15 protein-coding genes and 3 pseudogenes are annotated in these 19,300 nt (G+C 60.2%); 10 read left to right on the top strand and 8 right to left on the bottom strand.

Going from position 1 to position 19,300, the window contains the following annotated elements; genetic code table 11:
• Positions 1 to 3: 3 nt before the first annotated feature.
• Both hydA and OKW41_RS23885 read right to left on the bottom strand, forming a co-directional pair.
• On the bottom strand, positions 4 to 1,494 hold the full coding sequence (hydA, locus tag OKW41_RS23890) for a dihydropyrimidinase (protein ID WP_429574161.1): 1,491 nt from the start codon (positions 1,492 to 1,494) through the stop codon (positions 4 to 6).
• The gene (locus OKW41_RS23885) at positions 1,491 to 2,219 is read right to left on the bottom strand and encodes a maleate cis-trans isomerase family protein (protein WP_429448773.1); all 729 of its coding nucleotides are present in this window, start codon (positions 2,217 to 2,219) and stop codon (positions 1,491 to 1,493) included. Before OKW41_RS23885 ends, hydA begins: the two co-directional genes overlap by 4 nt.
• Before the next feature lie 506 nt (positions 2,220 to 2,725).
• Here OKW41_RS23885 and OKW41_RS23880 point away from each other — a divergent pair.
• Positions 2,726 to 3,421, top strand: a complete 696-nt coding sequence (locus OKW41_RS23880) for a GntR family transcriptional regulator (RefSeq protein ID WP_051103809.1) — start codon at positions 2,726 to 2,728, stop codon at positions 3,419 to 3,421.
• Positions 3,422 to 3,433: 12 nt separating this feature from the next.
• Here OKW41_RS23880 and OKW41_RS23875 read toward each other — a convergent pair whose 3' ends face one another.
• Together OKW41_RS23875 and OKW41_RS23870 are read right to left on the bottom strand one after the other, a co-directional pair.
• Positions 3,434 to 3,715 carry a hypothetical protein gene (locus OKW41_RS23875; RefSeq protein ID WP_429574160.1) on the bottom strand — a complete coding sequence of 94 codons (282 nt, stop codon included), beginning with the start codon at positions 3,713 to 3,715 and terminating at the stop codon, positions 3,434 to 3,436.
• A gap of 57 nt (positions 3,716 to 3,772) precedes the next feature.
• Entirely contained in the window at positions 3,773 to 4,492 is a 720-nt protein-coding gene (locus OKW41_RS23870) for an IS6 family transposase (protein WP_429574375.1), read from the bottom strand.
• Positions 4,493 to 5,097: 605 nt separating this feature from the next.
• Between OKW41_RS23870 and OKW41_RS23865 the strand changes: the two genes are divergently transcribed.
• Positions 5,098 to 6,918: an ABC transporter transmembrane domain-containing protein gene (locus OKW41_RS23865; RefSeq protein ID WP_429574159.1), complete on the top strand. Its 1,821-nt coding sequence runs from the start codon at positions 5,098 to 5,100 to the stop codon at positions 6,916 to 6,918.
• Between the two features lie 267 nt (positions 6,919 to 7,185).
• Positions 7,186 to 7,341, top strand: a pseudogene (locus OKW41_RS23860) (helix-turn-helix domain-containing protein); the annotation flags it as partial.
• Positions 7,342 to 7,354: 13 nt separating this feature from the next.
• Here OKW41_RS23860 and OKW41_RS23855 read toward each other — a convergent pair.
• The 4 genes from OKW41_RS23855 to OKW41_RS23840 form a co-directional block, all read right to left on the bottom strand.
• A complete protein-coding gene (locus tag OKW41_RS23855) occupies positions 7,355 to 7,648 on the bottom strand; it encodes a winged helix-turn-helix domain-containing protein (RefSeq protein ID WP_429448777.1) in 294 nt (97 codons plus the stop codon).
• A gap of 167 nt (positions 7,649 to 7,815) precedes the next feature.
• Positions 7,816 to 8,706 (bottom strand): 2OG-Fe(II) oxygenase, encoded by an 891-nt coding sequence (locus tag OKW41_RS23850; protein WP_429574158.1) that lies wholly within the window; start codon positions 8,704 to 8,706, stop codon positions 7,816 to 7,818.
• A gap of 360 nt (positions 8,707 to 9,066) precedes the next feature.
• A complete protein-coding gene (locus tag OKW41_RS23845) occupies positions 9,067 to 9,720 on the bottom strand; it encodes a transposase (protein WP_429574157.1) in 654 nt (217 codons plus the stop codon).
• A 229-nt stretch (positions 9,721 to 9,949) separates the two neighbouring features.
• The gene (locus tag OKW41_RS23840) at positions 9,950 to 12,007 is read right to left on the bottom strand and encodes an alkaline phosphatase family protein (RefSeq protein ID WP_429574156.1); all 2,058 of its coding nucleotides are present in this window, start codon (positions 12,005 to 12,007) and stop codon (positions 9,950 to 9,952) included.
• A gap of 997 nt (positions 12,008 to 13,004) precedes the next feature.
• Between OKW41_RS23840 and OKW41_RS23835 the strand changes: the two genes are divergently transcribed.
• The 7 genes and pseudogenes from OKW41_RS23835 to OKW41_RS23805 all read left to right on the top strand — a co-directional run bounded on the left by OKW41_RS23835 (position 13,005) and on the right by OKW41_RS23805 (position 19,224).
• On the top strand, positions 13,005 to 13,235 hold the full coding sequence (locus OKW41_RS23835) for a hypothetical protein (protein ID WP_429574155.1): 231 nt from the start codon (positions 13,005 to 13,007) through the stop codon (positions 13,233 to 13,235).
• 281 nt (positions 13,236 to 13,516) lie between these two features.
• Complete coding sequence (locus OKW41_RS23830) at positions 13,517 to 14,314, top strand: substrate-binding domain-containing protein (RefSeq protein WP_429574154.1); 798 nt, start codon at positions 13,517 to 13,519, stop codon at positions 14,312 to 14,314.
• An 82-nt stretch (positions 14,315 to 14,396) separates the two neighbouring features.
• Positions 14,397 to 14,636, top strand: a pseudogene (locus tag OKW41_RS23825) (IS21 family transposase); the annotation flags it as partial.
• A gap of 304 nt (positions 14,637 to 14,940) precedes the next feature.
• A protein-coding gene (locus OKW41_RS23820; protein ID WP_429574153.1) for an IS3 family transposase occupies positions 14,941 to 16,121 on the top strand; the annotation gives its coding sequence in 2 pieces (ribosomal slippage) (positions 14,941 to 15,193 and positions 15,193 to 16,121; 1,182 coding nt in all).
• 124 nt (positions 16,122 to 16,245) lie between these two features.
• Positions 16,246 to 17,601 (top strand): MFS transporter, encoded by a 1,356-nt coding sequence (locus tag OKW41_RS23815; RefSeq protein ID WP_429574152.1) that lies wholly within the window; start codon positions 16,246 to 16,248, stop codon positions 17,599 to 17,601.
• Between the two features lie 155 nt (positions 17,602 to 17,756).
• Positions 17,757 to 18,182, top strand: a pseudogene (glyA, locus tag OKW41_RS23810) (serine hydroxymethyltransferase); the annotation flags it as partial.
• A 70-nt stretch (positions 18,183 to 18,252) separates the two neighbouring features.
• Positions 18,253 to 19,224: a dipeptidase gene (locus tag OKW41_RS23805; RefSeq protein ID WP_429574151.1), complete on the top strand. Its 972-nt coding sequence runs from the start codon at positions 18,253 to 18,255 to the stop codon at positions 19,222 to 19,224.
• Positions 19,225 to 19,300 lie beyond the last annotated feature (76 nt).

Here is a 19,300-nt window from a genome sequence, read left to right as displayed (position 1 = left end):
TTCCTACCTGCGATAGACGGCGGGAAAGTCAAAGCGCGGTAGCACCCGGTGCGCGTCAAGGCGTGGGTTCAACGGCCGATGCGGTTGCGCCTGTTGCGGGCGCAAGGCCGGCAGGAACTCGCCGCGGCCGCGTATGCCGCTGGGCTGCACGCCATCCCACACTACGTCGCCACGCGACAGCGTCAGCGCTGGCCACGCTTTCATCTGCCAACCCTCGTACGGCGTGTAGTCGACGTTGTGGTGCAGCGCATCGTTGGTGAGCGTGAAGGCACGATCCGTGTCCCAGATCACCAGATCGGCGTCGCCGCCGATAGCGATTGAACCCTTGCGCGGATAAAGGCCGTAGAGCTTCGCCGCATTGGTTGCGGTCAATGCGACGAAGGCGTGAATGTCGATGCGTCCGTTCATCACGCCTTCGGACATCAGCAAGGCCATGCGCGTCTCGAGACCTGGTATGCCGTTGGGCACCTGGTCGAAGCGCGGGTTTTCGCCGGCCACCTGCTTGCCGTGCGGACCGTCGAAGCGGAACGGCGCATGGTCGGAGGAGAGCACCTGAAACGTACCGTTCACGAGACCGTCCCAGACGGCCTGGCGGTTGCCTTCGTCGCGCGGCGGCGGACTGCAGATACATTGATAGCCGCGAGGGCCATCTTCGAGCATGTCTTCGGTCAGCAGCAGATAGTGCGGACATGTCTCGGCGTAGACGGCGAGGCCTTGTCCTTGCGCCCAGCGAATCTGCTCGATCGCCTCGCGGCCGGAGACGTGCACGATCAGCACAGGCGTGTCGACCAGCTGCGCGAGACTGATCGCGCGATGCGTCGCTTCGCGCTCAACCAGCATCGGACGGGACAGCGCATGCCCGATCGGCGCGGTGATGCCTTGCTCCAGCAGCGCTTCGGTGAGCCACGCAATGCAATCGGCGTTTTCGGCATGAATCATCACCATGGCGCCGTGGACGCGGGCCAATGCGAGCAGTTCGATTATCTGACGGTCGTTCAGCTTGAGCGCGTCATACGTCATGTAGATCTTGAACGACGTATAACCCTCTTCGATCAGTTGCGGCAGCTCCTGTTCGAGCACATGCGGCGTGGGATCGGTGACGATCAGATGGAAGGCGTAGTCGATCATCGCGCGGGCGTCGGCGCGTCGGTGGTACGTATCGATCGCCGCACGCAGCGTTTTTCCCTTCTGCTGGCACGCAAACGGAATCACCGTGGTGGTGCCGCCGCAGGCAGCGGAAACCGTGCCGCTCAGGAAGTCGTCGGCCATCACGCTGTCGTCGCCGGTGTCCTGATCCAGGTGGCAGTGGCTATCCACGCCGCCTGGAGTGACGAGGCGGCCGCCTGCATCGATCTCGTTGGCGCCCCGAGCCAGTCCGCTGCCCAGCGCGACGATGCGCCCATCGCGCACGCCGATGTCGGCGGTGAAGCGGTCGGCCGCCGTGGCGATATCCGCGTCGCGGATCACGAGGTCGAAGGCCGCCGCGTCACTCATGCGACCTCCCGGAACAGGCTGCCCCAGCCGGTGACGCGCGACGTATCGATGCCGCTCGTCCGCAGTGCTTTCCAGACCACCGTCGAGATGGTGTCGTACACCGGAATGCCGAGTTCGGCTTCGAGCTCTTCCGCGAGCGGCGCGCCGCGCAAATTGGTGCAGAAAATCGTAATCGCGTCGGGTTTGCTCTTTGCGACTTCACGTGCCATCTCACGCAACGTGTCGGCACTGACTTCCGAAAACGAAAAATTGTCCTGCTTGTTTAGATGACGTTCACCGACACATTCAAAGCCCGCGCCGCCATACGTCGAAATGACCTTTGCCTGCACGTCGTCGCGATACGGTGTGACCAGACCGAAGCGACGCACGCCCGTCATGGCGAAAACCTCGTTAAGCGCAAGCACCGAGGTGCAGGCGGCAATGCCGGTGCGTTCTGTGATGCTGCGGCACAGACGCTCGTCTGCCTCAAACCCGAGCCAGCCCGACGATGTCCCGTTCCAGCCGATTACGTCCAGCTTGGCATCGGCAAGCAACCCTGCCGCGCCGAGAATTTCCTCGTCGTCGAACTGGGCCAGCGCCTGTTCGGACAGTGCGATCTGGGTCACCCGGAAGCGGCCGAAATGCGCACTGACGTCGGGCAGGCCCGCGAGCATCGCCGAAGTGACCGGTTCGAGAACCGTGTTGGAAGACGGGGTCAACATGCCAATCAGAGTGCGTTGCGTCATGATTTCCATATCAAGGGTAGCTTCTGGCGGACCGCGCCAGAGAAAGATGCTTGCTGGATTCTTTTGACGCAAGCTTTGTGCCAACATAAATCTGTGCGTTTGTACGCAATAGAAGCGTGATTGTATGCAATGTTGGACGTGCGTTCGATAGCGGAAACGGCTGCTTCCTGAATACCTTCTCTGGAACGAGCGGCAATGGATCATGGCGGAAACTACGATAAAAGCGCATGCGGGAAGATGGTGCGCGTGTGCACCAAAATTGAATCATTGGCACCAAATGAGGGTTGTCGCACGGGCCAAAAGGCGCCTGCGAAAGAGGTCTCCAGGTTGTCAGGCCCCGACAAGCATCAATGAATGTGTGCATACAAAAAATTGCGATCTCGTCCGTTAGAGAATGGTTTCGATGAGAACGCACCATCGAATTTTTGTGTACAAAAGCGCTCGTGATTGCTCTATCATCGATTCATTTCCCAGTTGCGAGAAACCCTTTGAGCCGAGCCTCCTCCATGCCTGCCAGTAAAGTTGCCGCGCCCAGGGCGCCGTTTACGAACGAGGAAATCTACGGCCGCATCCAGAAGGCGGTGCTTGAGCATCGCCTTGCACCCGGGACAAAATTGATTGAGGAGCGGCTTGCGGAAGTCTCGGGCGTGAGCCGGACCAAGATTCGCGAAGTGCTCAACAAGCTTGCCCATGAGGGGCTGGTCGAACTGGTGCCGAATCGCGGAGCCTTTATCGCCAGCCCGAGCGTCCAGCAGGCGCGAGACGTATTTGTCACGCGACGCATGATCGAGCCGGAAATGGCCAGACTGTTGAGCCGCACTGCGACGTCGGCGCAAGTGCGTGCGTTACGCAAGCACGTGCGGCAGGAAGGCGACGCGCGCAAGCAGAATGACCGGCCCGCCATCATCCGGCTGTCAGGCGAGTTTCATGTGCTGATCGCGGAGATGATCGGCAACGAAATCCTCTTGCGGATGATGCGAGAACTCGCGCCGTTGACGTGCCTCGTCATCACGCTTTACGACAAGCCCAACGCCCCGGCGTGCCCGCATCACGAGCACAGTGATCTGATCGATGCAATCGAAGCGCATGACGAAGCAAAGGCTGCGGCGAGCATGCTGGAACACCTGCAGCATATCGAAGCGACACTGAACTTCGACGAGGTGAAAGACGCGTCGCCGGATATTGAAGCGATCTTCTCCTGAGATAGCCCAGCCTCACTCCGTCGCCCCCGTCTGGCGCAGTGCATCTGCCACCGCCGTATTGCGCTGTGCGATAGCCATTTGCAGCGCGGTGCCGCATTGCGCATCCAGATGGTTCGCGTTTGCGCCGTGCGCCACCAGCACTGGGTTCATATCGCGGCGGAGAAGCGGCGTCACCAAACGGGAACGCGGCTTCGCCGGCATCGTTGGTGATAGATATTGCGGGGCATGTCCAACAGCATCTTTTGCAACGTTCGTCTCTCTTTTGAGGAATCTGGTGCAAATAAAGGCGATCAAAAGGGCGCTGTCAATTTGGCGGTGGTGAGCCGGCGCAGTGCCAAAGAGGTAGATTGCTCAGAAAGCGATCGACGGATTTTGGCTGAGCTCGGTGAATGCATGCCACGCAGCGAATCGGGCGGCGAGTTGTTTGCGATAAAGAGAGGCGCGCAGCAGATGTCGTTTGAGAGCAAAGTGCTGCCGAATCAGACCGAAGCTCGACAGAAAATCTTGCGTTCGCTTCGGGTCGCGGAACCCGCGCATGCGTCGTTCGCGTTCACGGGTAGGTTGATGACTATTCTCAGCCCAGTTATTCACCCGTGCAGCAGCCTTGACGAACACGTGTTTGACGCCGGCCAACTCGGGGATCTCGGCCTTCGCGGCCGGATAGCTTCGTAATTGATCTGTGACGATCTTGCGCGGCACGGGGCATGACCGAAGCACGTGCTTGAAGAAGCGTTTGGCAGCGGCTTTGTCCCGCCGCTTCTGCAACAGAATGTCGAGTTCGGCACCATGCTCGTCAACCGCTCGCCACGGCAGATGAGGCTCACCGCGCAGCGTCACGAACATCTCATCGAGATGCCAGGTGCTGCCGGGCTTATAACGCGCGGCCTTGACGCGATGCGCGAAGCGAGCGCCAAACTTGTCGCACCAGCGTCGCACGGTTTCATGGCTCACCGCCACGTCGCGTTCGAACAACAACTCCTGAATGTCGCGCAGGCTCAGTTGAAAGCGGAAATGCCAACGCACCGCGCAACTTATGACTGCGGCCTGATTTTCGGCGTCTTGACAAGGAATTGGTGACCTTAGTCGATTCCCTGATACGGCGCTGAGAAACTTCAGTAGGGTATAGCGGATTTATCCATTACCAGACGAGTAAAACGAGCCAGCCGTGGGGAATTGCATTCGGCCAAGAGTGAAAGGCAGTTACAGAGCCGAAAGCGGGCATCGACGCATGACTAATACCTTTGGCCGCTTAGGGTCGGGTCGTGCCGCTCGCAGACACGCTATGACCGGCCCGGCTCGGCGATTAACGTTTGCTCCCGACTCGGCAATCGCGACCGGCGCATTTCGTATCAAAGCGACGGCCACTGCGGGCCCACATGTAGCGTACCCAACGTTGCCATCGACCCTGTTGCGCAGCGGTAGTATTACGCTTTACCTGCTCTTCGCGGTCGCACTCGACGCTCCTCTGTACCTGTTCGTGGATCTGGCGCAACGCCAAGCCACCGGTCCTTTCAGTTCGTCCGGATCGGGTTTGTCTGTCATGGCAATGGCTCATTCCTGAGAAGATCGATTTGATCTTGATACATATGGGGAGTCGCGGCAAGCACGCGACCGCTGCCTTCGAATCTGTAGGACTGGCACAATCGAGATGAACTTCTACCCGCTCGGGAATCCTCATGCCAGACGCTGTCCCGCCTTCGCCGCCTTCGCTGGCTATAGGCCCCCTGTTTGCCCTGTTTCCCTTCATGCGCCCGTATGCCGGGCGCTGGGCGCTCGCGTTCCTGGCGCTGGTGACGTCGGCGGGCGCCACACTGGCGTTGCCGGTGGCGTTCAAATACCTGATTGACCGTGGCTTTGCTGCGGGTGACCGTACGCATATCGATCGCTATTTCCTCGCGTTATTCGCCGTTTCGCTGGTACTGGCCGGCGCCACGGCACTGCGCTTCTACCTCGTGTCGTGGCTGGGCGAGCGGGTCACCGCCGATTTGCGAAGTGCGGTCTACGACCACGTGCTGGAGATGAGCCCGCAGTTCTTCGAAACCACGCAGACCGGAGAGGTGCTGTCGCGGCTCACCACCGACACCACCTTGATTCAGACGGTGGTGGGCACCAGCCTGTCGTTGGGGTTACGCAACTTCTTTCTGCTTACCGGTGGCGTGGCGATGCTGGCAGTGACCAGCCCTGTGCTGTCAGGCTACATCATCGCTACGCTGGTGGTGGTGGTCGCTCCCATCGTTGTCTTCGGTCGGCGCGTGCGCCGCCTCTCGCGCGCCAGCCAGGACAAGGTAGCGAACGCGAGCGCGCTGGCGGGCGAGGTCCTCAATGCCATGCCGACCGTCCAGTCGTACACGCAGGAGTCCTTTGAGGCGCGGCGGTTTGCCGGCGCGGTGGAGGTGGCCTTTGAGACCGCGCTCAAGCGCATTCGGGCGCGTGCCTGGTTGACCGCCGTGGTTATCGTGCTGGTATTCGCCGCCGTCGTGTTCGTCCTCTGGCTTGGGGCGCAGGCTGTGCTAGCCGGGCGGATGACGGCCGGCCAGTTGTCCCAGTTCATCCTCTACGCGGTGTTCACCGCCGGCGCTGTGGGAGCTGTCGCCGAAGTGTGGGGCGATCTGCAGCGGGCTGCCGGCGCCACCGAACGGTTGTTGCAACTGCTGGCGGCACGCTCGCCGGTGGTACAGGCCGAGGCGACGGTCGCGCTGCCGGCGCGCGGGGACGGCATCCGCTTCGACAATGTTAGCTTTTCGTATCCGTCCCGCCCCGGCATCGCTGCACTCGCCGGGCTCTCGCTCGACGTCCGCGCGGGCGAACATGTCGCGCTGGTTGGACCGTCCGGCGCCGGCAAAACCACGCTGTTCCAACTGCTGCTGCGATTTTACGACCCGCAGGCCGGCAACATTCTGATCAACGGCGTCCCGACGCGACAGGTGCCGCTCCTCGAGTTGCGCAAGGGAATCGGGGCAGTGCTGCAGGAATCGGTGATCTTTTCGGGCAGCGTGCTCGACAACATCCGCTACGGCGCGCACGAGGCCACACTCCCGCAAGTGCAGCGGGCTGCCGAAATGGCCGCTGCGGCCGGCTTTATCGAAGAACTGCCGCAAGGCTACGACACGTTTCTAGGCGAGCGCGGAGTACGACTGTCTGGCGGACAGCGCCAACGCATTGCGATCGCCCGCGCGATCCTGAAGAATCCGCCCGTCCTGCTGCTGGACGAGGCCACCAGCGCGCTCGACGCTGCCAGCGAACGCCTCGTACAGAAGGCGCTGGACAATGCCGCGCAGAACCGCACCACGCTGGTCATCGCGCACCGCCTCGCGACCGTACAGCAAGCGGACCGCATTGTCGTGCTGGAGCAAGGCCGCATCGTCGCGCAGGGCCGTCACGCCGACTTGCTTCTGAGCTCGCCGCTCTATGCCCAGCTTGCCGCCCTGCAGTTTGGCGAGCAGGTTGCGCATACGGGACAGAGCGACGCTGAGTGCGATCGCGGCGACTCGGCGTGAAGACACGATCCAGGTCGGCACGGGCAACCGCAGGGCTCCCAACGGATCGACATGACGCGGTAGCGTAAGGCAATAAGCGGCCATGAAGAGACACCTGCCTCTCGGCCATGAATGACCGCTGACACGACAAAACCGGCCCCTCGCTCCCGACTTCGGTGCGATCCCTCATGGACAGAATTGCCGGTTGTTGTCCTCGATGGGCGCTTTCGCCCAGATCATGCCAAATAGACGCATCTATAGACGCATCTAAAATGCGGAGGATGGCTCGTGGACGTCAACTTCGACATCAACGATTTGCAGGCGTTTCGAGCCGTCGTGGAGTTGGGTAGCTTCCGCAAAGCAGCGGAGGCGGTCAACATTTCGCAGCCGGCACTGAGCCGCCGCATCGAGAAGCTCGAAGAGGCGCTCGGTGTGCGGCTGTTCGCGTTCGAATTATTTAGTGAGAAGGAGAACTCGAACTCGACCAACGATAGCCTCGACTCCAAACCGTTTCGATCATTGTGTCAAATGGTCGAAGCGCATGGCGGAGGAACTTTATATGGGCATCGACCGCGCGTTCCCCAGCATCGGGTTGTTCCATCCAGATATCTTTGAGAATTGCGTCCCGGGAAAGTACCTCCCCCGGATGCGTCAAAAAAAGACGCAGGAGTTTGAATCCTGTCGGCGACAAAGTGACAGCAACTTCTCGGTCCCCGCGCCGTACGAATACTCGATGAGACGTGAGCGACATGGTGATCCCAGGGGCGCTCAACGTATCTTCGGCCTTCACGATTGGGCGCGGGCGCGATGCAGTTGCGCGAAGGTGTGCATCTGACGTCGAATGGCTGGGTCGCCGACGAGGTCTTCGTGCGCTGAACCGCAGTGCGCGGGGCGCGCGTTTAGCCGCCCCGCAAGCCGTTACGCCTGATCACGCGGCACGAAATGGCGAGTGCGGATCCATTTGGTGGCCACCCACTTCTCGCCTGCCCGCAAGGGCGTGCTTGCATGTAGGGAGCTCGGATCGGAGAGCCCGAAACGGTTGCCGTATTCGAAATAGAGCGCCTGGCCACGCTGCGGCACCACTGACCATCCGATCTGCGGGAACACGGTTTCGCCGCCGCCTTCCACATCGTTCAGATACATCAGCAGCGTGCCCACGCGCTGCCCGCTACGCGTGATCGACTCCTGATTCGCGGGGTTGCCCGGGATCAGATAATCGACGTGCGGCGTCGATTCGGCGCCCGCTTCGTAATGGAGGAGTTGCAGGCCCTCGCCGTTCTCGGCCGGCAGGCCGGTGAGTTCAGTGATCCGCGCTTCGAGGCGCGCAATCAGTGGCGTCTCGCCCAGACGAAAAAACATCCCTTCGCTGCTGCGGTGGCCGGCCACGACATTGCGGCCGGGTACCGGATCGACCACGGTCGAACGGTTCAAACGCGGCCGCGCGAGCGCGATCAGTTGCTCGCATTCGTTCGCACTCGGAAAGTCGGCGAGCAATACCGCGGCAGGCCGCTGCATACGTGAAATCACACGCGTCTTGCGCTCGCCGAGCCGGATCAGCGGTCCGTCCGGCACGCGCAGCGGCTCCGGTTCGTAAGTGACCGGTGCACCGCCGATTTCGAGCGTCTCGCCTGGCAACGGTGTGCCGTATAAAAAAGCCGAGGAGACCGCATCGACCATTGCCGACGCGAGCTCCACTGCATTATTTCGAACGACCAGCTCGCGCACGATCGCCTGTGGCGCAACGCCGCGTGTGAGATTGTGGGCAATCCAGTCCCGCACTTCGACGGGGAAGCTAACTGTTATGGACATCGGAATGGTAAACGACCGGCTGGAAGGGTACTGTTGTGTGCAGCGGAAAACTGCTGCCATGATATCGGTTCTCTAAACCATCAGAGAATCGATTCGAGTGGGCAGCGGTTCGTGTAAGTTACGGCAGACCAATTGAGCCGCTCCCGGACTGTCGATTCGGTAACTATTCACGGCCGAGTGGATTCGCCGGCGTCTTGGTCGTACCCGAGGGTTATAAATCTATGCGTCGAGGCGCTTCACGCACCTAGGACTTACGCAAATTTCATTCGAACGGTCGGATTTTTGAGCTGCTGACGGAGGAAGTCATCGAGCATCTGGTGTTTGACCTGATAGAGGGTACGGCAGGTTTGCCTGGCGATCTCAGCGAGACGAATCCATACCAGTACGGCGCAGGCGATGTGATTGCGCTGGATGCGCGCTTTGCGGCATTGGCAGCGCTCGATCCCGGTCAGTTGTTTGGCCTCGCGATGAAACTGCTCGATCTTCCAGCGCAGGCCGCGACTCGATGAACAGCATCAGATCGCGCGTGGCATACCAGGTATCCATCAGGACACGCCGGAACGGCAGGCCTTTATGATGAACCAGGTTGGTCAGCATGTCGCGCACGTGATCCAGTTTCGTCTTGCCGTCGCCGTCCGGGTCGTAGAGCCGGTAGTCGATAATCCAGTGCTCCTGCGCCAGCGGGTTCACATACACGCAGTTCACCATGCCGATCCCTTTGATCAGGCCGTGGGCGTTGCCGCTGTACTGGCGCCGGACCAGTTCGATCTTGTGCGAGAAATCCTTATCGATGATCGTGTCGTCGAACGCGATGCAACCTTCCTCGTGATCCGCGATCTGTTCACGCACGTTGTCCCATACGAGACGCGGCGTCATCTTCTCGTTACGCAAAAACCGGTTGATGGCATCGTGGCTCATATCTTCAACATGGTCGGCGAAGTTCGTGAGCGTGTGGTTGATCGGACTCACCAGCAGGTACTGGCAGTAATCCAGGCGGGTCGGGCGTTTCGTCATGCCCTCGACATTACGAACCTTGGCTTCGCTTTGGGTTTACGTCGCTTCGTAACAATTCGTTTCCGCGCTCAGGCGTGGCTTTTTGCGTAAGTCCTATTGAAGACTCAGCGTGAGGGCATATTCGAAGAGTGAAGTCATCGCAGGCCCCGCGTCGTGAAAAAACGCGGCGCGATTTTCATCGCGCCGCGTCTGGACTGCTCCGAAACCACGGATTCCCGGCTTCAGAACCTCAGAACGGCCACCATCCTTTGCCGCCGTTCTGGCCTTGCGCGTTGCTGGCGATGCTGCCGTTGCCATTGCCGCCTTGATCGCCGTGATTGCCGTTACCGCTCACGCCTTGGTCGAAATGGAACGCGCTGAACAGATCGCCGATCGCGGGTGCGTTGACCGGCACATATGGGTTCGAGCCGGTCTGTTTCGGATTCGGCAGATTGTCGCGGCTGCGGCCCGTGATCGGGGCGAGCTGCCAGTTGCGCTCGATGAACTTCACGATGGACGCGTGATCGTCGTACTCGTGCGCGACGCGTCCGCCTTGAGAGTAAGGCGAGACCACGATCAGCGGAATACGCGGACCGTCACCGAAGAAGTCGACCGGCTGGATATAACCCGAATCGTAGTAGCCACCGCCTTCATCGTTGGTGATGAGGATCGCGGTCGATGCCCACAGTTTCGGATTGCTCTGAACCGAATCGATGATCTTGCGCACGAATCCTTCGTATAGGTCATATTTCGACGAGGCGGGGTGACCATCGAGGCGTCCGCCCGGCTTAACGAAGGAGACCGCGGGCAGCGTGCCGTTTGCGATGTCGGCGTAGAGATCCGTCGAGTCCTGCAGGTGCGCCTTCACGGTCGCCGGGTTCGTCATGATCGACGTCTCGTAGAGGAACGGATTGCAGATGTTGCAATAGACGCTCTGAGACGGGTTTGTGACGAATGTGTTCCAGTCTTCGCCGTAGTACTTCCACGAGATCTTCCTGGCGAGCAGCGAGTCTGCAATTGTGCGAACCGGCGAAGGCGGGATCGTAAACGGGCTCGTATTGACCGTGCCGTTGCCGTTATAGCCCGGGTTGTAATTGTTTAGCAGGTAGTACGCACCTGCCGCACAGTTCGCGCTCGGATGGTAGGGCAGCGACCCCAGGTAGTTGCGAATCGGACCGACACCCGGTTGTGACGTGTCCGAGCAATTACTGTAAGAGCCGCCCGAGTAGCCGTCCTGCGCATACCAGTTGTTCGTGCCCGGCATCGGACGCGGGTCTTCGATCTGGTTCTTCGGGGGCGTGGACATATTTCCGTTGCCGTCCGTGTAGTAAAGCGCGTCGGCCGTGCCGACCATGATGCTGTTCGCGCCCGTGCCGCCCATCACCGGCTGGTGATAGTTGTCGCTAATCGTGTATTTCTGCGCAAGCTGCGTGAAGTAGGGCATATCGCCGGTGCTCGCGTTATAGAAACCGAGTGCCGTCGAGCCTTCGCCCGTTGTCTGATCGGTAAAGCCAGCCGGCCGGGGGCTGCCGTTGGACCCCGCTCCGATCGACGTCTCGACCCATGCGAAGAGATCCATCTTGCATCCGCTCGGATTGCTGGCAGTGGCATTGGCGAGACTGCAATCCGATTGCTGCCAGTTCTGATAAAAGCGATGCACTGGGCTCGCGGTGTACTGATCGTAATTCGGCCCGACACGCGAGATCTGATAGGGACCGCTCGGCAGGTTGTACGTATTCGAGCCAAAGCGCGTGTCGACAGCGCCTTTCGGAAGACCCGTCGCACCCGTTGTCAGATGAACGAGATCTTGCGGCTCGAGCGCGTTGCCCTCGGCGGCCTGTGCTTCAGCAAGCGTCGTAAAGGGCGCGCTCGTATCGCTGGTGGCGCTCGGAGCGGAACCGGTGTTCGGCGCGGGCAGCACGGAGTATGCCGTTTTCGAAGTGGGACTCATCAGGAAGGTGGTCGGATCCGTCGCTTGCGCCATGTTTTGCTGCGCAAGCGAGAAGTTCGGGCCCGGGCTGCCGTCGGCATTGATGATGCCCTTCGAGAGCAGATTCTCGATCGTTTGTCCGTGACCCGGCTGGTAGCCGCCGAAGACCTGGTCGAAAGTGCGGTTCTCGCCGACGATTACGATCACGTGCTTGATCGGCGTGACGGTGTCTAGAGATGGATCCGCGTTCGTTGGCGGATGCGACTGCGTTTGCGCGAGGGCTGGGAATATCGAGCAGGTTACCGTCAGTGCGGCTGCGGTGCCGATAAAACCGGCGCGCCGCACGAATTTTTGTGGGGCTTCTTGTTTTCGCTTCATTCACTACTCCGTTGCCATACGGCTCTTGTGGGGGTTGCAAGATCGAAGGGTAGGTGTGCAGGTGTGCGTCGGTTGACCGCGGGGACCTTGTTATAGGAGATTCGTTGAGGTGCGAAACATAAAGGGCACGCATGACGGAAGCGAGAACATCAGGTTTCAATGTCCCGACGCGCAGATAACAAACGTGGGCCAGGCTTCTTGCTGATTGTTTACGTTGCTTCGCGCATGCAACTGGCGAGACGAATCTTCGATTTTGTGTACCGATCGTCGCAGCCGCGCCGTACGGGGCTCGCGCCGCGAATACGATCAAAGACTCGCCCGACCGCAAGGGCAAAGGTGAATACCGGGCCGATGCTTCAGTCGGCTTTTCACTGCACGTGTAAGAAAAAGTAAAATTCGTAAGTCCCAGTAGATCTAGGCCGTGTGTCGCGGTGGCGGTGCAGAAAACACGGCCGGTGCGGGCGGCCTGCGCCGCCCGCACGCCGGATCAGTCGTCGCTCAGCAGTGCTGTGGCAAGACGACTGAACGAGCGTCCAAGAAAGACGCTGGACTAAGAGACGCCCGCCGAACGATTCCAGCAAGCTATCGCATCCACCGGTTGAAGCCGCCCTCCGACGCGGACGCTATCGAGGCGGTGCAGCGCTGGGCGATCCAGTGGTGCGACGAGAACTCGGCATAGGCCGAGCGATTTGACTCCTCGAATCAGGTCATTGCAGAAAGTTATGCAGCCTTGCAATGCCTGTCGCGAATTAGTTGGCAAGCCATCCAGCGTTCCCCCGCATGGCCATCTTGCCGCTGACGGCGGCAGTGCGATCGGGCCGCCGAGCCACATGACGAAAATCAGCAGCAACTGGAATTGCACGGTCTGCGCAAGCTGGCTGTACCAAAATACAGCTGATGGGACCCCTCCTAACGAGTGGGTGATGGGCGAGCATCAGCTCGATTGGCCCGAGAAGGTGTGAAAGGCGGTGCTTCGAAAATCACGATGGAGACTGGCATGCTGCGACGCAACGAGCTATATAGGGAATGTAAACTGGACGTCGCAGTTGATGGTGACGCACTTACCGGGTCCTATATCGCCGCGCAGACGATACAACTTGCGGCGATCGGCGGCGCACGCAACGTTCCGACGCCAATTGCTCGATTCCGTGACGCGTCGGCGGCATTCGCAGACGGGTTCAATCGGCTTCGCGCTGCGGTTGACGAACACGAAGGCAAGCCACGCTAGTCTTGCACATTGGTTCACGGAACCCTGCGGGAAGACACGCGCCACACGGGAACGGTTGGCTACAACGTGCAGGCTGCAGTTGACGTGAAACGATGGCTCATGTCGGGCCGGAAGCTGCCGCTCACGAGTCGTTTCTGAACGGCTCAAAGGGGTCGAACAGCGCCCGTAGACGGCGGTAGTGTGAAGCTGAGACTGCGGCAGTCTCGCTGCCGCACGCGATGCCGGCTAACATGATGCCTCGCATCCGGACTCGATCATCTGATCGACATTGGGGCGGGGCCGTGACCATCCGCAAGCTGAGGATTCGCGCACTCGCGTTCTGCGTAGCGGGCGCGTTACTGGGCAGCGGGGCCACCTTGGCAGACGAAGTCAAGGTGATGATTTCGGGCGGGTTTGCGTCGGCCTATCGCGAACTGGACCCGCAATTCGAGGAGGCGACAGGTCGCAAGCTAATCACTGTCTGGGGGCCCGCGGTGGGTACGGCCGCGAATGCGATCCCGGTGCGGCTTGCGCGTGGTGAGTGGGCCGACGTGCTGATCGTGGTTGAATATGCGCTCGACGCACAGATCAATGCCGGCAAGGTCCTGCCTGACAGCAAGGTGGACTTCGCACGCTCGGCAATCGGCATGGCGGTTCGCGAGGGGACGCCGAAGCCGGATATCAGCTCGGCCGACGCCTTGCGGCGAGCGCTGCTCTCAGCGAAGTCGATCGTCTATCCGGACAGCCCGAGTGGCGTCTATGTCGGCAGCGAACTGTTCCGGCGTCTCGGCATCGCGGGGCCGATGCAGAGCAAGAGCCGCATGATGCCGGTCGCGCAGGTCGCCGATGCCGTCGCGAATGGAGAAGCTGAGATCGGAATTCAGCAGGTCGTCGAACTGTTGCCGGTGAAGGGAGTGACCGTGGTCGGCAGTTTGCCCGCTGAAGTGCAGAGGGACACGGTGTTCTCCGGGGGCGTCGCCATCAATGCGAAAAATCCGGCCGGCGCTGAGGCGCTGATCCATTTTCTGTCGTCGCGGGACGCGGCGTCCGCGATTTCGCGGACCGGGCTCGAACCGCTTTCGGCGACGCCTGCGAAATGAGCGAAAACGGGTGTCCTATGCGCCGTTCGACCTGTGAGTGACCGGCGACTTTCCGGGAACGGCCACCAGCGCCCACAGGCAGCCCGACAATCTGAAGTTGGGCGTGCACAAGCCCGGCTTCTACGATCCGGACATCAATCCGACCTATCAGGAGATGGCTCCGCATTACTTCGTGGCGGTCATTCCAGCCGGAGTAAAAAAACGCGATAAGCCGAAAGCAGAGTTGTCGGTCCTTCTGGTGCAGAGATGGGTCATCGCCCGCCTGCGCAATCAGCGCTTCTTCAGCCTGGACGACGCGCTCGGTGACTATCTGCTCGATCTCCAGCGCCCCGTGCCTCCGCTCGATCCGACGATAGATTTTGAATTAAAATCAGTGGCTTAGGTCGAGATGCGAGATGCCAGATGCGGCGGATTTCATGCGAATCCCGGCCGACCCTCCGCCTCTCTCAAAATGCCGGAAGTCGAATCAGCGCGCTGAAAACCTGGCGCTCTTGTTACAACGTAATGGCGGAAACGTTCTATGACGCCGACTTTTGGTCCCTTCTACTCTCTACAGTGAGCTTCCCCTGAAATTTCGCCTTCCAACCGGTCGTGTATAAACTCGACGGAAAGGAAGGGAATCAGGGATGTTCAAGGTACCGAAGCAATCGTACACGGCGGAGTTCAAGGTGGCCGCCGTCCAGCGGGTCAAGGAAGACCAGGGCTTTGCCGTGGTGGCCCGGGAGCTGGGCATGTCGGAGCAGACGCTTCGCAACTGGGTGAAGGCCGAGGCGTCGGGCAAGCTGAATGGAGCCGGAGCGAAGCCGGTCACGCCGGAGCAGATGGAGCTTTCACGCCTGAGAGCGGAGAACAAGCGCCTGCAGATGGAGCTTGAGATCGCAAAAAAAGCGGCAGCATACTTCGCGAAGGACCTGCTGTGAGGTATGCCTGGATCGACCAGCAGGTCGGGCAGTATCCGCTGTCGTCGCTGTGCTGGGTGTTGTCGGTCAGCGTGAATGGCTACCGCGCGTGGAAGCGCGGCGGCACGCCAGGACGAACGCGACTGACGGACACGCAATTGCTGACGCTGATCCGGACGGTACATGCCGAGATCAAAGGGGTATACGGCTCGCCGCGCATGACCGAGGAAATCCGTGATCGAGGCTTTCCGGCCAGCAAGGACCGCGTGGAACGGCTGATGCGTGAGAACGGCATCCGAGCCCGGCACCAGCGCCGCTACCGGGTGACGACCGATTCGAAGCACAAGTTGCCGGTTGCGCCGAACCTGCTGAATCGCGAGTTCACGCCTGCCGAGCCGAATCAGGTGTTCAGCTCGGACATCACGTACATCTGGACCGACGAGGGCTGGCTGTACCTGGCCGTGGTGCTCGACCTGTTCAACCGGGAAGTGGTGGGCTGGTCGATCAAGCCGCGCATGACGGCGGATCTCGTGACAGACGCGCTGACGATGGCCTGGTTTCGCCGCCGCCCCGCGCCGGGTGCGCTGTGCCATTCGGATAGGGGCAGCCAGTACGCGAGTCACGAGTTCCAGCGCAAGCTGAGCGCCTACGGCATGCGCTGCTCGATGAGCCGAAAGGGAAATTGTTGGGACAACGCCCCGACGGAAAGCTTCTTCAACAGTTTGAAAAACGAACGGGTTCACGCCACGCGCTACCGCACGCATCAGGACGCGAAGGCCGATCTGTTCGAATATGTCGAAGTGTTTTACAACCGCAGCCGTCGTCATTCGTCGCTCGGCTTTGTTTCTCCGGAAAGGTTTCTTCAGGACTGGATCAAGGCTCAGCAGACCAAGGATGCGGCTGCATAACTCGGGACCGTTGGAAGGCGAAAAATCGAGGGAAGCTCAAAGATCCTTACTATTTGAACCACGATCGATCACGCATGTGGGTGATGCTTTCACGGCACGCTCACAGCAACTACGGGAGTATCGAATGTCTAAGGCACCGTCCCCTGAAGTCGATATTAAAACACTGCGCAAAGTCATCATGGCTGCCTCGATTGGTAACTTTGTTGAATGGTTCGATTTCGCAGCGTATGGTTTCCTCGCAACTATCCTCACTAGTGAGTTTTTTCCGAGCAGCGATCCAGCCGCAGGCCTCCTGAAGACTTTCGCGGTGTTTGCAGTGGCTTTCGCATTTCGTCCGGTCGGTGGCATAGTGTTTGGCGTAATTGGAGATAGGATTGGGCGCAAACGCACGCTGGCGCTGACCATCTTGATGATGGCCGGGGCGACCACACTGATCGGCTTGCTGCCGAACTACGCCGCCATCGGTGCTCTCGCGCCGTTGTTGCTAACCGTGATTCGCTGCGTGCAAGGCTTTTCGGCCGGTGGTGAGTATGCTGGCGCCTGTGCCTACGTAATGGAGCACGCGCCGCAAAACAAACGCGGCTGGTACGGCAGCTTTATTCCTGTGTCGACTTTTTCTTCATTTGCGATCGCGGCCGTCGTCGCTTACGCGCTTGATGCAACGCTTTCGGCTGATGCAATGAGCGCGTGGGGATGGCGCGTGCCGTTCCTCGCCTCCGCACCCATTGGGCTCATCGGGCTGTACCTGCGCATCAGTCTCAATGAAACACCCGCCTTCCGCGCTCTTGAAGGCGAGCACCAGGTGGCGCATGCGCCGTTGCGCGAAACGTTCCGTACGCAGGCGGGCGGCATTCTGAAGCTTGGTGCATTTATTTCAGTGACAGCATTGTCCTTCTATACCTTTACTACCTATTTCGCGACATATCTGCAGGTCGTAGGACACATGAGTCGCGCAACTTCGCTGCTGATCACCGTTGTGGCACTTTTGTTTGCTGCGGCCATTTGTCCGCTTGCCGGCCTGTATTCTGACTTCGCCGGGCGCCGCATGACATTATTAACCACGTGCGCGCTGTTGATTGTAATCGTCTATCCCTCGTTCTCGCTCGCCGGCTCGGGACAATTTCTGTCAGCACTGATCGGCGTGGCAATGCTCGCGACAGGCGCGGTGTTGTCGGGCGTGGTTACGGCTGCGTTGTTGTCGGAAGTGTTCCCAACCAGGATGCGCTATACCGGGTCGGCCATTACCTATAACCTCGCCTACACGATCTTCGGGGGCACCGCGCCGTTGGTCGCTACCTGGTTGATCGGCACGACCGGAAACAATATGTCGCCCGCTTTGTATCTGATCGCCGTATCTTTCATGGGCCTGATCGGCGGGATGATGCTTCCAGAAACTTCACGAATGTCCTTGCAAGATGTGGGCACTGACAGCGACCCAGTTGTAGGTGCGATGCTCGGAGCGCAGCGACCGGTCAGGTAGCCCGGATCGTTCGAAGCTTTCCCGAGACTAAGTCGACGATTTTTTGCAGATACCCCTGAACGCTTGCCGGCAGTTTTCGCCCATTGAGCGTTTCCTGCTTGTTACTCAGAAAGGTCGTCCGTTCCTGATAACCGCTGCGGGCGGGCCAGTCAACGCAGGACAACTTTAAGACCTATGTCGACAACGTGCTGGCCAACGCACAGGCGCTCGGCGAGGTGCTGAAGGCGGGCGGCGTCGATCTCGTCACGGGCGGCACGGACAACCGCCTGCTGCTGGTTGATCTGCGACCGAAGGGCCTGAAGGGCACACAGGTCGAGCAGGCACTGGAGCGCGCTGGCATCACCTGCAACAAGAACGGCATCCCGTTCGATACCGAGAAGCCGACCGTCACCTCTGGCATTCGCCTCGGCACACCGGCCGGCACGACGCGCGGCTTTGGCGTCGGCGAATTCCGCGAGGTTGGCCGCCTGATCCTCGAAGTGTTCGATGCGCTGGGCCACCATCCGGATGGGGATGCGGCCACTGAACAGCGCGTACGCCGTGAGATTTTCGCGCTGTGCGAACGCTTTCCGATTTACTGATTCGCCGAATCGCCGAACTTGCGCACAGCCATAGCGACCCCACACGCCAGAAGCCTATACGGAGCATCGAATGAGCAATCTGCATGAGAACAGCATCATCATCGACGGCCTGAACATCTCGAAATTCGACCGCTCGGTGTTCGAGGACATGCGGAAGGGCGGCATCACCGCAGCCAACTGTACGGTGTCGGTGTGGGAGAGCTTTACGAAGACCGTCGACAACATCGCGTTGATGAAGCAGCAGATCCGCGCAAACAGTGAGTTGCTGACGCTCGTGCGCACCACCGAAGACATCGCGCGTGCGAAGAAGGAAAACCGCACTGGGGTGATCCTGGGCTTCCAGAACGCGCATGCGTTCGAGGACAACCTCGGTTATATCGAAGCCTTCGCCGACATGGGCGTGCGCGTCGTGCAGCTTTGCTACAACACGCAGAACCTGGTCGGCACCGGTTGCTATGAGCGTGACGGTGGGCTGTCGGATTTCGGCCGCGAAGTGATTACCGAAATGAACCGCGTCGGGATCATGGTCGATCTGTCGCACGTTGGTGGCAATACGTCGTCGGAGGCCATTGCGTTCTCGAAGAAGCCGGTCTGCTATTCGCATTGCCTGCCGTCGGGTCTCAAGGAGCACCCGCGCAACAAGTCCGATGAACAGCTGAAGGAAATCGCCGAAGCCGGCGGCTTCATCGGCGTGACGATGTTCGCGCCGTTCCTCAAGCGCGGAATCGATGCGACGGTCGAGGACTACATCGAAGCCATCGACTATGTCGTCAACCTGGCCGGCGAAGATACGGTGGGCATCGGCACCGATTTCACGCAGGGCTACAGCGTCGACTTCTTCGACTGGCTGACGCACGACAAGGGCCGCTATCGCCGTCTGACGAACTTCGGCAAGGTCGTGAACCCGGAAGGCATCCGCACGATCGGCGAGTTCCCGAACCTCACCGCGGCCATGCAGCGCGCAGGCTGGAGCGAGACGCGCATCCGCAAGATCATGGGCGAAAACTGGGTGCGCGTGTTCCGCGATGTCTGGGGCGCATAAGCACCGAAACCCGATCCTCATTCATCGAAACGCGACGGGCGCCGTGATAAGCGCCCGCGCAAACCGAAACTCACCC

Source organism: Paraburkholderia sp. UCT70, from assembly GCF_050434085.1.
Taxonomy (GTDB): Bacteria; Pseudomonadota; Gammaproteobacteria; order Burkholderiales; family Burkholderiaceae; genus Paraburkholderia; species Paraburkholderia tuberum.
Note: the sequence above shows the minus strand (reverse complement) of the source record. Positions and strands in the feature narration are given on the sequence as shown.

Bases quoted from the DNA above. Each gene is read 5' to 3' on its own strand.
- OKW41_RS23865 (WP_429574159.1), top strand. From the start codon at position 5,098: ATGCCAGACGCTGTCCCGCCTTCGCCGCCTTCGCTGGCTATAGGCCCC.
- OKW41_RS23840 (WP_429574156.1), bottom strand. From the start codon at position 12,007: ATGAAGCGAAAACAAGAAGCCCCACAAAAATTCGTGCGGCGCGCCGGT.
- OKW41_RS23805 (WP_429574151.1), top strand. From the start codon at position 18,253: ATGAGCAATCTGCATGAGAACAGCATCATCATCGACGGCCTGAACATC.
- OKW41_RS23885 (WP_429448773.1), bottom strand. From the start codon at position 2,219: ATGACGCAACGCACTCTGATTGGCATGTTGACCCCGTCTTCCAACACG.
- OKW41_RS23845 (WP_429574157.1), bottom strand. From the start codon at position 9,720: ATGACGAAACGCCCGACCCGCCTGGATTACTGCCAGTACCTGCTGGTG.
- OKW41_RS23850 (WP_429574158.1), bottom strand. From the start codon at position 8,706: ATGTCCATAACAGTTAGCTTCCCCGTCGAAGTGCGGGACTGGATTGCC.
- OKW41_RS23835 (WP_429574155.1), top strand. From the start codon at position 13,005: ATGCTGCGACGCAACGAGCTATATAGGGAATGTAAACTGGACGTCGCA.
- OKW41_RS23815 (WP_429574152.1), top strand. From the start codon at position 16,246: ATGTCTAAGGCACCGTCCCCTGAAGTCGATATTAAAACACTGCGCAAA.
- OKW41_RS23855 (WP_429448777.1), bottom strand. From the start codon at position 7,648: ATGTCGCTCACGTCTCATCGAGTATTCGTACGGCGCGGGGACCGAGAA.
- OKW41_RS23880 (WP_051103809.1), top strand. From the start codon at position 2,726: ATGCCTGCCAGTAAAGTTGCCGCGCCCAGGGCGCCGTTTACGAACGAG.
- hydA (WP_429574161.1), bottom strand. From the start codon at position 1,494: ATGAGTGACGCGGCGGCCTTCGACCTCGTGATCCGCGACGCGGATATC.